Source organism: Streptomyces sp. NPDC017936, assembly GCF_044328485.1.
Taxonomy (GTDB): domain Bacteria; phylum Actinomycetota; class Actinomycetes; order Streptomycetales; family Streptomycetaceae; genus Streptomyces.
In genome coordinates, this window is the sequence record NZ_JBIRHK010000017.1 from 104,083 (window position 1) to 116,937 (window position 12,855).

11 protein-coding genes and 1 pseudogene are annotated in these 12,855 nt (G+C 71.4%); 7 read left to right on the plus strand and 5 right to left on the minus strand.

Going from position 1 to position 12,855, the window contains the following annotated elements; all coding sequences use genetic code 11:
• Window positions 1-127 precede the first annotated feature (127 nt).
• The 5 genes from ACH4F6_RS30575 (at window position 128) to ACH4F6_RS30595 (ending at window position 5,325) form a co-directional block, all read left to right on the plus strand.
• Complete coding sequence (locus ACH4F6_RS30575; RefSeq protein WP_397963696.1) at window positions 128-1,609, plus strand: AMP-binding protein; 1,482 nt, start codon at window positions 128-130, stop codon at window positions 1,607-1,609.
• Entirely contained in the window at window positions 1,606-2,856 is a 1,251-nt protein-coding gene (locus ACH4F6_RS30580; protein WP_397963598.1) for a type III PLP-dependent enzyme, read from the plus strand. Before ACH4F6_RS30575 ends, ACH4F6_RS30580 begins: the two co-directional genes overlap by 4 nt.
• Window positions 2,849-3,385: a cobalamin B12-binding domain-containing protein gene (locus ACH4F6_RS30585; RefSeq protein ID WP_397963599.1), complete on the plus strand. Its 537-nt coding sequence runs from the start codon at window positions 2,849-2,851 to the stop codon at window positions 3,383-3,385. The genes ACH4F6_RS30580 and ACH4F6_RS30585 overlap by 8 nt, the downstream gene beginning before the upstream one ends.
• Window positions 3,382-4,734 (plus strand): methylaspartate mutase, encoded by a 1,353-nt coding sequence (locus ACH4F6_RS30590; protein WP_397963600.1) that lies wholly within the window; start codon window positions 3,382-3,384, stop codon window positions 4,732-4,734. The genes ACH4F6_RS30585 and ACH4F6_RS30590 overlap by 4 nt, the downstream gene beginning before the upstream one ends.
• A 198-nt stretch (window positions 4,735-4,932) precedes the next feature.
• Complete coding sequence (locus tag ACH4F6_RS30595; protein ID WP_397963601.1) at window positions 4,933-5,325, plus strand: peptidase inhibitor family I36 protein; 393 nt, start codon at window positions 4,933-4,935, stop codon at window positions 5,323-5,325.
• A 112-nt stretch (window positions 5,326-5,437) separates the two neighbouring features.
• Here the strand turns inward: ACH4F6_RS30595 and ACH4F6_RS30600 are convergent, their stop codons facing one another.
• Window positions 5,438-5,701, minus strand: coding sequence for a hypothetical protein (locus tag ACH4F6_RS30600; RefSeq protein WP_397963705.1), 264 nt, complete (start codon window positions 5,699-5,701; stop codon window positions 5,438-5,440).
• A pseudogene (locus ACH4F6_RS30605) lies at window positions 5,691-5,890 on the minus strand (IS701 family transposase); the annotation flags it as partial. The pseudogene ACH4F6_RS30605 and the gene ACH4F6_RS30600, both read right to left, overlap by 11 nt.
• Between ACH4F6_RS30605 and ACH4F6_RS30610 the strand changes: the two are divergent.
• Window positions 5,854-6,111, plus strand: coding sequence for a hypothetical protein (locus ACH4F6_RS30610; RefSeq protein WP_397963706.1), 258 nt, complete (start codon window positions 5,854-5,856; stop codon window positions 6,109-6,111). The pseudogene ACH4F6_RS30605 and the gene ACH4F6_RS30610 overlap by 37 nt on opposite strands.
• 288 nt (window positions 6,112-6,399) lie before the next feature.
• Here ACH4F6_RS30610 and ACH4F6_RS30615 read toward each other — a convergent pair whose 3' ends face one another.
• The 3 genes from ACH4F6_RS30615 to ACH4F6_RS30625 form a co-directional block, all read right to left on the minus strand.
• Window positions 6,400-8,181 carry a ThuA domain-containing protein gene (locus tag ACH4F6_RS30615; RefSeq protein ID WP_397963602.1) on the minus strand — a complete coding sequence of 594 codons (1,782 nt, stop codon included), beginning with the start codon at window positions 8,179-8,181 and terminating at the stop codon, window positions 6,400-6,402.
• A gap of 17 nt (window positions 8,182-8,198) precedes the next feature.
• Window positions 8,199-11,069 (minus strand): PQQ-dependent sugar dehydrogenase, encoded by a 2,871-nt coding sequence (locus ACH4F6_RS30620; protein WP_397963603.1) that lies wholly within the window; start codon window positions 11,067-11,069, stop codon window positions 8,199-8,201.
• Window positions 11,070-11,398: 329 nt separating this feature from the next.
• Window positions 11,399-11,749: a hypothetical protein gene (locus ACH4F6_RS30625; RefSeq protein WP_397963604.1), complete on the minus strand. Its 351-nt coding sequence runs from the start codon at window positions 11,747-11,749 to the stop codon at window positions 11,399-11,401.
• Between the two features lie 204 nt (window positions 11,750-11,953).
• Between ACH4F6_RS30625 and ACH4F6_RS30630 the strand changes: the two genes are divergently transcribed.
• Window positions 11,954-12,436, plus strand: a complete 483-nt coding sequence (locus tag ACH4F6_RS30630; protein ID WP_397963605.1) for a hypothetical protein — start codon at window positions 11,954-11,956, stop codon at window positions 12,434-12,436.
• Window positions 12,437-12,855: the final 419 nt, after the last annotated feature.

Sequence of the window (12,855 nt, forward strand, 5' to 3'; positions counted from 1 at the left end):
CCCGCGCCGGCCGCGTCCGCCCCCGCCCACAGGCCCGCCGGGCCGGAGAACGGAGAGCGGAGCATTGGGAACCCCGAATGACCTGATCGAGCGACACACCGCGCCCGGGGCGGCCGGCGGTCGGACGGTGCACGGCCTGTTGGACGAGGCCGTGGCCGAGACCCCGCACCGGCCGGCCGTACGGGATGCGACCGGCACCTGGACCTACGCCCGACTGGCCGACGAGGCCGCACGGCTGACCGCGTGGCTGGCGGCCCGCGGGGTGGGCCACGGCGACCGCGTCCTGCTCCAGCTGCCCACCGACCGGACGCTGGCCGCCCTGTTCTACGCCACGGTGCGGCGCGGGGCGGTCTTCGTGCCGGTGCACCCCGCCATGAAGCCGTTCCACCTGCGGTCCGTCGTCGCCGACGCCGGCCCCGCCCTCGTCCTGACCGACGCCGAGGGCGTCCGGCGTCTGCGCCCCCTGACCGATGCCCCCGTCCACGACATCGCCGACGTCCTCACCGAGGCGGCGGCACAGGAGCCCGGCCCGGTCGTGGCGCCGGAGGTGTCCGGCGACGACCTGGCCACCCTCATCTACACCTCCGGCAGCACCGCCGCCCCGAAGGCCGTGGCCTGTCCGCACGCCGCCGTGGTGTTCGCCTCCACCGCCCTGGTCGGCGCCCTGGGCTACCGCTCGGACGACGTCGTGTTCTGCCGGTTCCCGATGTCCTGGGACTACGGCCTGTACAAGGTCCTGATGACCTGCGTCGCCCGCTGCGAGATCGTCCTCGCGGACGGTGACTCGGACTTCACCGTGCTGCGCCGCATGCACGAGACCGGCACGACCGTGGTGCCGCTGGTCCCCTCGTACGCCACGATGATCGTCTCGCTGGCCCGGCGCCACCCCGAACGGCGGCCGCCCGTACGGATGTTCACCAACACCGGGGCCGCCCTGCCCGCGGCCACCGCCGACGCCCTGCGCGCCCTCTTCCCCGGCGCCCGGGTGGTGCGCCAGTACGGGCAGACGGAGGCCAAGCGGATCACCGTCATGCCGCCCGAGGAGGAGCACGAGCGGCCGCACAGCGTCGGCCGTGCCCTGCCCGGCACCCGTGTGCTGATCTGCGGACCCGACGGTGCTCCCCTGCCGCCGGGCACCGTCGGCGAGATCGTCGCCGTCGGCCCGCACGTGATGCGCGGCTACTGGCGCAACCCCGAGGCGACCGCCCGGAGTTTCCGCCCCGACCCCGACGACCCGGCCGTCACCCGGCTGCACACCGGCGACTACGGACACCTCGACGACGACGGCTACCTCTACTTCGAAGGCCGCCGGGACGACATGTTCAAGCGCAAGGGCTTCCGTATGAGCACCCTGGAGATCGAAACCGCGGCCCTGGACATCCCCGGTGTGCGGGCCGCCGCCGCGCTCCCCCCGGACGACCGCCACGACCTCACCCTGTTCGTGGAGAGCGACCTGGACGAGGGCACGGTCGTGCGGGAGCTGATGGAACGCCTGGAGACCGCGAAGATGCCCGACCGGTGCCGGGTCCTGGCGGAGTTCCCGCTCACCCTGCACGGCAAGAACGCCCGGCGGGAACTGGCCGCCCTGATCGACGGAGAGCGCCCGTGAGCCTCAGCCCCCACCTCCACGACCTCGCCGAGCGGTACGGCACCCCGCTGTACGTCTACGACCTGGCCCGGGTGCGCGCCGCCCGCCGCGACCTGTTCGGCTTCCTGCCCGAGGGCGTGGAGGTCTACTACGCCTTCAAGGCCAACCCCCATCCCGACCTCGTGCACGCCCTGCGCGCCGGCGACGGGCCCGCCTGCAAGGCGGAGATCAGTTCCACCGGCGAGCTGGCCACCGCGCTGCGGGCCGGCTACCGGGGCGCGGACATCCTCTACACCGGCCCCGGCAAGACGGCGGGCGAACTCGACGAGGCCGTCCGCGCCGGCGTGGGCCTGTTCTCCGCGGAGTCCCTCGGCGACCTGGAGCACATCGGCCGCGCGGCCCTGGCCCACGGCACCACCGCCCACTGCCTGCTGCGCATCAACAGCGTGACGGCGAGCGCCGCCAGCGGGGTGCGCATGACCGGCAAGCCCACCCAGTTCGGCATCGACAGCGAGACGGTCCGCGAGGCCGCCGCCGCGCTGACCTCCGTGCCCGGCACGTCGGTGGAGGGGCTGCACCTGTTCTCGCAGAGCAATGCCCGTGACGAGGAGAGCCTGGTGGCGGAGTTCCGGCACACGCTGGAGACCGCCGCCCGCATCCAGGACGAGCTGGGGGTGCGGCTGCGCGTGCTGGACATCGGCGGGGGCTTCTCCGTGCCCTACGGCCGCACCGGCGAGCGCGCCGCCTACCCCAAGCTGCGCGGCGAACTCGCCGCCGCCCTGGACGTGTTCTTCCCCCAGTGGCGCCAGGGCCTGCCGCGGATCGCCGTGGAGTCCGGCCGTTACCTCGTCGGTGACAGCGGCCACCTCGTCACCGCGGTGACCAACCTCAAGACCGGGCGCGGCCACACCTTCGCCGTCCTGGACGCGGGCATCAACCACTTCGGCGGCATGTCGGGGCTGGGCCGGCTGCTGCCCGTCTCCGTGGAGGTCCCGGTGGACCAGGACAGCAGGCAGGTCACCCTGGCCGGTCCGCTGTGCACCCCGGGCGACGTCCTGGGCCGCAACGTCACCGTACCGGCCGGCCTGGCGCCCGGTGACCTCCTCGCCGTGCCGAACACCGGTGCCTACGGGCCCACGGCCAGCCTGCTGATGTTCCTCGGCCGGCCCAGCCCGGTGGAGGTCGTCATCGACGGCGAAGCCACCGTCTCCGTCACCCGCATCGAACGCACCCGGGTCCCGTACGCCGCGGAGCGCGCACATGACTGACCTCTCCCCACCGGCCGCCACCGCTCCCGACCGCGCCCGGGCCACGGTCGTCGTCACCACCGTGGCCTCCGACTCCCACACCTGGAACCTCGTTTTCCTGCAGCTGCTGCTGGAGGAACTCGGCTACCACGTCGTCAACCTGGGCCCGTGCGTCCCCGACGAGCTCCTGGTGCACCACTGCCGGGAGATCCGCCCGGCCGCCGTGATCATCAGCAGCGTCAACGGCCACGGCGCCCAGGACGGGCTGCGCGTCATCCGCGCGCTGCGCGAGGACGAGCTGACCGCCGCGCTGCCCGTCGCCATCGGCGGCAAACTCGGCGTGGACGGCGGTGCCACCTCCCACGCCGAGCGGCTGCTGGCCGCCGGTTTCGACGCCGTCTTCGAGGACGGCACCGACACCCTGGCCGCCTTCCGCCGCTTCCTGAACGACCTGGGCAGCGGAGCGGACCGCGCGCTGGGCACCCGCCCGCGGCGCGCCGGCGACGGGCGCACGCGCCAGGCCGACGAGCAGATGGGCGTCCCCGCATGAGGCCGCCCGCGCCGGGCGCGAGGCCGGACCGCCGCCCGGGCTCCGCCCCCGCCGGTCCGGCCTCGCGCGGCTTCGGCGACTTCGTCCGCGCCCACGGCGGCAACGGCCGCCTGGTGGTCCAGCCCCGGATGGGCTTCAGCGACCCGGCGGCCATGCGCGCCGGCCTGGCCGCCACCCGGGCCGCCGCCGCCCGCACGGTCGGTACCATCACCCTGGACGCCCACACCCGCGTCGGCCGTCTCGACGCCGCCGCGGCCGCCCTGCGCCAGGGCACCCCCCTCAATGGTTACCCCGTGGTGACCCACCCCCCGGCCGTCACCGCGCAGGTCCTCGACGGCATCCGAAGCCCCGGTTTCCCCGTCCAGGTCCGGCACGGCTCCGCCCGACCGGTCGGCATCTTCCGGGCGTTGGCCGCACTCGGCCTGGACGCCAGCGAAGGAGGTCCCGTCTCCTACTGCCTGCCCTACGGCAGGACTCCCCTGGCCGAGTCCGTCACCCAGTGGGCCACCGCCTGCGAACTGTTCGCCTCCCTGCGCGAGACCGGCCGCGAACCCCACCTGGAGACCTTCGGCGGCTGCATGCTCGGGCAACTGTGCCCACCGAGCCTGCTGGTGGCCATCAGCGTCCTGGAAGCGCTGTTCTTCCTCCGGCACGGCGTACGCAGCCTGTCGGTCAGCTACGCCCAGCAGGGTTGCCCGGAACAGGACACCGAGGCGATCGCGGCCCTGCGCCGCCTGTGCGCGGAGCTCCTGCCGACCGACGACTGGCATGTGGTCGTCTACACCTACATGGGCGTCTTCCCCGAGACCGAGCGGGGCGCCCGGCGGCTTCTGGCGAGCAGCGCCGAACTCGCCGTGCGGACGGGGGCGGAACGGCTCGTCGTCAAGACGGTCGCCGAGTCACGGCGCATCCCCACCGTGCGGGAGAACGTCGATGCCCTGGAACTGGCCGCGGCCACCGCGGAGACCGCCGGGCGGACCGCACCGACGCCGCTCCCCCAGCCGGCCGACAGCCCCACCTACCAGGAGGCCGCCGCCCTCGTCCACGCCGTCCTCGACCTGCACCCCCACCTCTCCCAGGCCCTGCTGCTCGCCTTCCGCCGCGGCTACCTCGATGTCCCCTACTGCCTCCACCCCGACAACCGGGGCCTGACCCGCAGCTACATCGACCCGGCCGGCCGGCTGTGCTGGGCCGCCACCGGCAACCTGCCCATCAGCCACCTGGTACGCCCCCGCAGCGGTACCCGCCTCACCTCCGCCACCCTGCTCGCCGACCTCACCCGTGTCCGCAACCACTTCGACGCACCCGCACCCCCGGCGGTCGCCTCCCGCGCACCGGCGGGGGGCTGAGCCGCCCCGGCGGGAGCGCGGCTGAGCACGTCGGGCGCAACCCCCGGCTCGTGTGGTGCGCAGGGGGCGTGCGGTGCCGCCGGGAGTGCCTCACGCGCCCACACGCACGCTCTGCACACACCTGGCCACTTTAGGTGACGATGGGGGTCGCCCTTCCGATACGTCCCTCACGGAACCAGGGGAAAGAGGACGACTTCCATGCGCCATGTCACTTCGCTCGCCGTCGCCTCGGTCGCCTTGGCGGCGGCCCTCGGCACAGCGACCCCCGCCACCTCCGCCCCGGCCGCTCCGGCAACCGGTGGCGCCGCCGCCGCGGCCTTCCGCTGCGACCCGGGGCACTTCTGCATCTACAGCGACTGGGACGGCGGCGGCACCCGCTGCCAGTGGACGTCGGAGAAGGTCGCGAACACCGCCGACTTGTGTTCCTTCATCCGCAACGGCAAGAACGTGCGGTCCGTGTGGAACGGCACCGGCCACCGCGTCCAGTACTACACGCAGACCAACTTCAACGCCCGCGTCGGCTCGACGGCCGCCGGCCATGGGGGCAACCTCCAGGGCACTTACCAGATCCGCTCCTTCAAGAAGCAGTAGACGGGGTACGACCGGACCCGCCCCGGACCCGTCCTGCGACGGAGGGTGGCCGCCCGGGCGGCCGTCGGCCCGGGCGGCCACCCTCCCGGTGCCGGCCGGTACCGCCTGCCGATCATGGAGTCAGCGCGGCGGACACCCGCGCCAGGCGGTCGTCCGCCAGGGCGAAGTCGTTGCCGGGGTTGTGGAAGGAGTACCTGCCGTTGTCGACACGGACACCGCCTTGGGCAGTGGTCCAGCGCGCAGGACCTGACGGCCGTTGGCTCTCCGAGAAGACGGCGGCCAGTGGCTGCGCGGCCTCGACCCCCAAGCGGGCGCTCAGCGCGGCCGCCGGACGGAAGACGGCTTGCTCGGGGACGGTGTCGTCGCAGGACGGCACTCCGGTCTCGGAGGTGTTCGACGACGCAGTCCCGCAGGTCGTCCAGGACCTCGTCGGCGTCCCACTCGATCCGGTTCAGCAACCGCTGGATGTGATCGGGCCCGCGTACCCGGCCTCCTCCGCCAGCGTCCAGCCGTTACTCCGCTCCAGCGGTGCGATCAGCCCCCGCACACAGGCAGGCGCCGACTGACCCCGAACGGGCGCAGTTCGACTCCACGGCCGTGCTCGTGAACTACACCCTCGGCGTCGCCGGGCAGAACGCCGCGAACGCACGCGCGCACGCGCACGGCACCGATCGAGTGGCTCTCCTCAGCGCGGTCGCCGCGCAATGGGAGCAGCTCGATCCTGCGCGGTACCCGTTCGTGCACCAGGTGGCGGCGCAGCTGCCCGAGCACGACGACCGTGAGTAGTTCCTCGCGGGTATCGACCTCATCCTGGCGGGCGTCGAAGCCGGCGGCTAGCGCCACGACCGCACGGGTCGGTCGGGTGGGTGGACGCGGCGGCTGGACGTGCGGTGACGTCCGGTTCGACCGCCGACGAGCGCGGTGGCCGAGCCCGCCCCTCGACGAGCGAGCGGGCTCGCGCCCGGCGACTGCTGCCGCCGGGCGCGAGTCCCGGAAGAGGCGGGGTCCGGCTGCTGCCGCCCGGGAGTCGGGCGGCAGTGTCAGCGCGGCCGGTTCCTCACCCTCCCCCGCTCATCAGGGGAGGGTCCACTTCTGGTTGGATTCGCCGTGGCAGGTCCACAGGTGGACGGCGGTGCCGTCGTTCCAGGTGCTGCCCGAGGCGTCCAGGCACTTGCCGGACTGCGGATTGCGGACCGTGCCGTCGGCCTGGACCGCCCACGCCTGCGCCCCGGTGCCGTTGCAGGTCCACAGCTGCACCTTCGTACCGTCCGCACTGCCGCCACCGGCGACGTCCAGGCACTTGCCGAGGGCTTTCAGCGTGCCGTCACCGGAAACTGTCCACCGCTGCGCGGAAGTGCCGTTGCAGGTCCACAACTGCACCTTCGTACCGTCCGCGCTCTGAGCGCCGTCCACGTCCAGGCACTTGCCGCCCACACCCTTCACCTCACCCGAACGGGGGTCGGGCTGCTGTGGGCCGCCCTGCTTGATCCGGACGTTGCGGAAGGACACCTCGTCGCCGTCGCCGTGGTTCTGGATGCCGATGTGGCCCTGGCGCAGACTCCGGGCGGGGTCCGTGCTGGTGAAGTCGTTGATCTTGCGGCCGTTCAGGAAGATCTCCAGCCGTTCACCGGTCACCCGGAGTTCGTAGGTGTTCCACTCCCCCGGCGGGTTCAGCGCCGCGTCGCGAGCGGCGAGGTCCGCGGACCGGAAGCCGTAGACGGCGCCGGTGGTGCGGTCGGCGGCGTCGGTTGCGTCGATCTGGATCTCGTAGCCGTTGTTCACCGCCGACCAGGGGTCGTCGGAGGCCGGGAAACCCACGAGGACACCGGAGTTGTCGTCCCCGGCGGCCCGCCAGTCGAGCTTGAGTGAGTAGTCGCCGGTGAACTCCTCGGCGGAGTACCAGAGCATGCCCATCCCGCCCCGGGAGGTGAGGGTGCCGTCCGCGAGGGTGAAGCCACCGGGACCGGCCTGCTTCCAGCCGGTGGTGGAGGTGCCGTCGCACAGAGGCCGGTAGCCGGTCTCGGGCCGGCAGTCGGCGTTCGTCATGCCGGCCGCCCAGCGGATCCCGCCCAGAAGGTGCCGGCGGAAGGCGGGCTCGGCGTACGACCCCTCGGTGTGACCGCCTCCGGTGTAGAACGCCCGGCCGCCCTGGTGGTCCTTGCACCAGGCGATCGGGTGGTCGCCGGACATGTTCCCGCCCGTGTAGCTGGACTCGTCGAGGGAGGCCAGGACGTGCGCGGTGGTACGCGGGTTCGTGCGGTAGTTGTACCACTCGTCGGTGCGCTGCCAGGCGGTACCCAGATGGGCGGTGGCGTCGTGCGCCCGGTCCTCCACCCTGACGGTGGCGGACTGGACGGCCGGGTGCGAGTGGAAGAGGGCTCCGGCCAGCCCTTCGTAGAAGGGCCAGTCGTACTCGGTGTCGGCGGCGGCGTGGACGCCGACGTATCCGCCGCCGCCGCGCACGTAACTCTCGAACGCGGTCTGCTGGGCGGCGTTCAGCACATCGCCCGTCGTCGACAGGAAGACGACCGCCTTGTACCGGCTGAGGTTGCCGGTGGTGAAGGACTGGGCGTCCTCGGTCGCGTCGACGGTGAAGACGTTCGCCGCGCCCAGTTCGCGCAGGGCGGTGACACCCTCGTCGATCGAGGAGTGCCGGAAGCCCGCGGTCTTGGAGAAGACGAGGATCCGGTACGCGGGGTCGGCGGCCACGCGCGGTTCGGTGGTCTGCGCGGTGACGGACGAAGCCGTCGTCGACGGCAGGGCCGCGGCCTGGGGAGCCAGGGCGAGCACGACTCCGGCGAACAGGCCGGTGATCGCTTTGAGAGGGGTACGGGTGCCTTCCCGAGAAGTACGCATGTGAGGTCGCCTCCTTTCTACGGCTGCGGAAGGGTCCACTTCTGGTTGGATTCGCCGTGGCAGGTCCACAGGTGGACGGCGGTGCCGTCGTTCCAGGTGCTGCCCGAGGCGTCCAGGCACTTGCCGGACTGCGGATTGCGGACCGTGCCGTCGGCCTGGGCCGCCCACGCCTGCGCCCCGGTGCCGTTGCAGGTCCACAGCTGCACCTTCGTACCGTCCGCACTGCCGCCACCGGCGACGTCCAGGCACTTGCCGAGGGCTTTCAGCGTGCCGTCACCGGAAACTGTCCACCGCTGCGCGGAAGTGCCGTTGCAGGTCCACAACTGCACCTTCGTACCGTCCGCGCTCTGAGCGCCGTCCACGTCCAGGCACTTGCCGCCCACCCCCTTCACCTCACCCGAACGGGAGCCGGTGGTGGGGGTGGTGAAGGAGAACTCGTCGAGGTCGAACAGGGAACCGGTGCCGCCCTTGAAGACGAGGTACAGCACGGTCGGTCCGGAGGGCCCGCCGGAGAGCGGGGCCGTCACGTCCTGGAAGGTCTCCCAGTCGCCGGTGACCGGGACGGCCGCCGTGCCGAGCAGGGTGCCCGTCGGGGATCCGGCGCGCACCTCGATGGTTCCGCCCGCGCCGTCGGAGGAGACACGGGCGGTGAACCGCGTCACGTTGCCGAGCGCGTACGGCGTGAAGGAGATCCAGTCGCCGTTCTCGATGTGTCCGACGGTCCTGCCGCCGTGCGCGGGGGCGTGCGTGACCACCTGGACGCCCGCGGAGGTCCCGTAGTGCTCGGCCTGCCGGTGGGAGGGCTGCGTGACGTGCTGGTCGTGCACGGTCAGCGCCGGCTGGCCGCTCGCGCCCTTGTCGGTGTACTCGGCGTCGATGACGCCGAAGATGTTCGCGTTGGGGTCGTGCTCGCCGTCCGCGAGGGTCTGCAGCGTGCCGGCGCATCCGGTGGCGGAGGTCTGCGGGTGGCCGTGGCTGTCGTGTCCGACGATGAAGGTGACCTTGACCTCGGAACAGTCGATGGTGCCGTCCTCGGGGTCGGTGACCGTCACCTTGAAGGGGATCGCGGCGCCGAAGTCGTGGATGCTGCCCGTCACCGGGAGGTCCAGCCTCACCGTGGGGGCGGTGTTGCCGACGGTGATCTGCACGGAGGCGGTCCCGGACCTGCCGGTGGTGTCCGTGACCTTCAGGGTGGCCGTGTACCGGCCGTCGGCGGTGTAGGTGTGGGAGGGGTCGGCGGCGGTGGAGGTGGCGCCGTCGCCGAAGGCCCAGGCGTAGGTGAGGGAGTCGCCGTCCGGATCCGTGCTGCCGGCGGAGGAGAACGAGACGGCGAGGGGCGCCTTGCCGGAGGTGACGTTCGCCTTCGCCTGCGCGGTCGGGGCGCGACCGCCGGTGACGTGCTCGATGCGGTACAGGGCGGAGTTCTGGTCGCCGCTGAAGTAGCCGGTGCCGTAGTCGAGGACGTACAGGGCGCCGTCCGGGCCGAAGGCCATGTCCATCACCTGGGTGCCGCTCCAGGGGAACGGGTTGATGGACTGTACGGTGCCGTCGGCGCCCTTCTCGATGCGCTTGATCCAGCGACGGCCGAACTCACCGGCGAAGAAGTCGCCGTCGTACTCCTGCGGGAACTTCACCTCGGACGTGGAGGCGGCGTCGTAGCGGTAGACGGGGCCGCCCATCGGGGACTCGGAACCGCTGCCGAACTCCGGTACGGACCCGCCGTCGTAGGGAATCCAGGCGGGCTGGACGGGAGGCAGGTCGGTCAGGCCTGTATTGCGGGGCGAGTTGTTCTTGGGGGCCGCGCAGCTGAACCGGGAGCCCGAGGTGCTGTCGGCGAAGTCGTAGTCGACGTAGGCCTCGTTGGCACCGATGCAGTAGGGCCAGCCGTAGTTGCCCGCCTTCGTGATCCGGTTGAACTCCACCTGGCCCGCGGGGCCGCGCGTGGAACTGGCGCTGCCGGCGTCGGGGCCGTAGTCGCCGAGGTGGACGATGCCCGTGGCCTTGTCGACACTCATGCGGAAGGGGTTGCGGAAGCCCATCGCGTAGATCTCGGGGCGGGTCCTCGCGGTGCCCTGCGGGAAGAGGTTGCCGCTCGGTATCGAGTAGGACCCGTCGGGGTTGACCTTGATCCGCAGGACCTTGCCGCGCAGGTCGTTGGTGTTTCCAGCGGAACGCTGCGCGTCATAGGCGGGGTTGCGGGAGGAGCGCTCGTCGATCGGGGTGTAGCCGTTCGAGGCGAACGGGTTGCTGTCGTCGCCCGTCGACAGGTAGAGGTTGCCCGCGGCGTCGAAGTCGATGTCACCGCCGACGTGGCAGCACAGGCCGCGGGAGGCGGGCACGTCCAGGATCTTCTTCTCACTGGCGAGGTCCAGGGTGCCGTCCGTCGTCAGGACGAACCGGGAGAGCCGGTTGACGCCGTCGAACGGCGTGAAGTCGGCGGAGGTGCCGTCGGCCGGGGCGTCGCCGCTCGGTGTGCTGAGCTTGGGCGCGTAGTAGAGGTAGACGTACCGGTTGGACGAGAAGCCGGGGTCCGCCGCGACGCCTTGCAGCCCCTCCTCGTCGTGGCTGTACACGTCGAGCTTGCCCGCCGTCCTGGTCGTGCCCGCGGCGTCGGTCCGCCGGAGCGTGCCGTCGCGTGAGGTGTGCAGGACGGAGCGGTCGGGGAGCACCGTCATCGTCATCGGTTCGCCGGTCTCAGCTACGCCCTTGGCGAGCGTGACTTGCTGGAACTCCGGTTCGGCGGCCGGTGCGGCCGCCGCGTCGTGGTGTGCCGCGTCAGGGTGCGAAGCAGGGGCCGCGGCGGCCGGGGAAAACGGCACGAGACAGCCGATGGTGCAGGCCACGGCGGTCAGGAGCAGACGGACGCGCTGATGTCTGAGCGTTCTCATGCGCACAGAGGTCTCCCTGGATGAGAGGAAGGAAGGCAGCATCATCGGGCTGCCGAAGCCGACTACCGGCGTGCGCCGTCACGCCGTAGGGACCGGCCACAGCTCCATGACCGGTACATTTCAAGGAAATTAGCGGGCTTTGCTGAAGCCCGGAACCCGGTACGCACAACTTCTCGCAACTTTCTCCGACTTCAGGACAAAGGATGGACGAAGCCGGAAGAATTCCTTACCGTGTTCGTCGTGACGGACGGGGAACGCCTCCGGCTGCATCTCGCCCACCGACGGGCGGACGCCCGCCGCGACGTCCCCCAGGACCTGTACCGCGCAGATCAGCCGTCGGCCGCCCTCGCCGTGGTGAGCGTCCGGGTGACGGTGTCGGTGTGCGTGGCACCGTCGATGGTGGCGGTGACGGTGTCGGGCCCCGGACGCAGGGTCACGCCGGTCCAGGTGAAAATACGGTCCCTGCCGCTCCGCCTCCCCAGCGAAGTGCTGTTGAGGACGGCGGTGACGTCCTCGGCGTCGGAGGAGACCTTCAGTTCGGTCGCGGTGTCGGTGCGTGAGGCCCAGTGTCGGCTGGTGACGTACAGGGTCGGTGTGGAGACCCAGTTGGCCTCGTACCAGTAAAAGGCGTCCTTGCGGATCGACCGGTCGCGGGTGTGCAGCTGACGTTGGTCGATCACGCCTGGGTCGTGGTCTTCCGCTTGAGGCGTTCGTAGGGGGTCTGGCCGCCGAGGCCGCCGTGGGGGCGATGGTGGCTGCAGGAGTCCTCCCACTCGCGCAGTTGTCGTTGACGACTTCGGCGTCGTCGATGACGACGCCGTCCAGGAGCCGGTAGAACTCCTCGGCGTCAATGCGGTGGGAGCGTTCGACCTTGCCGTCGGGCCGTGGGGCGCGACGTCCCGCTGCAGGACCGCACCAAGGACATCGGCCACGGCCGCCCGGGGATTCGCCGGATCAAGGTCGCCAGCGTGAACAGCCTCCTGTTCCCCGGAGCCCGCCAGGCCGTCCAGATCGAGCGCCGCCGCACCGACCGCAGGACCGGCGGTACCACCGTCCAAGCCGTCACCAGCCTGACCGCCGGGCAAGCCACCCCGGCCCAGATCGCCCGCCTCGTCCGCGATCATCGGAAGATCGAGGCCCTGCACCACATCCGCGACACCACCCTCGCCGAGGATGCCTCCCCTCTGCGGACCGGCGACGCACCCCGCGCAATGGCCATGTGGCGCAACCTCGCCCATCGGCGCCCTCCGGGCAGCCGGAGCCACCAACATCGCGGCCGGCCTCCGTCGCAGCGCCCGCTGCCGAACCCCGCCCGACATGGCGAGACGTCAGCGACCGGGCGTCAGCCGACCACGCCGAAGTCCTGACCGAAGAGGGCGCGGCAGTACGCGACTTCCGGTTCGCGCTCCCTCCGGATGTCGCCGGTGGGGGTCTCCGCTGTTGCGTTGTCGGACCATCCGGTGGGCTTCCGCTGCGCTCTTCGAGATGTACGACGAATGGATCGCCTTACCTCGCCGACACCTCCGCGAAGGTGATATGGGCGATATCCACCACAAACTCTCTTTTAGATCCTTCGTGCTACCCAACGCACCGAAATGCAATCGCCAGTTGATCCCCAACACCATGACGAGGGATACTATTTGCCGGATGCGCGTTCCCGACCGAGTGGCACTCGCTTCAATATCCTCCCGTGCAGGCCACCGGAGCCCACTTACCCAAAGATTACTGGGCAGTTGACCTCAAGGTTTCGTGGTAATGTCCTTGCCCGGAGGGACAGTGCAACCTG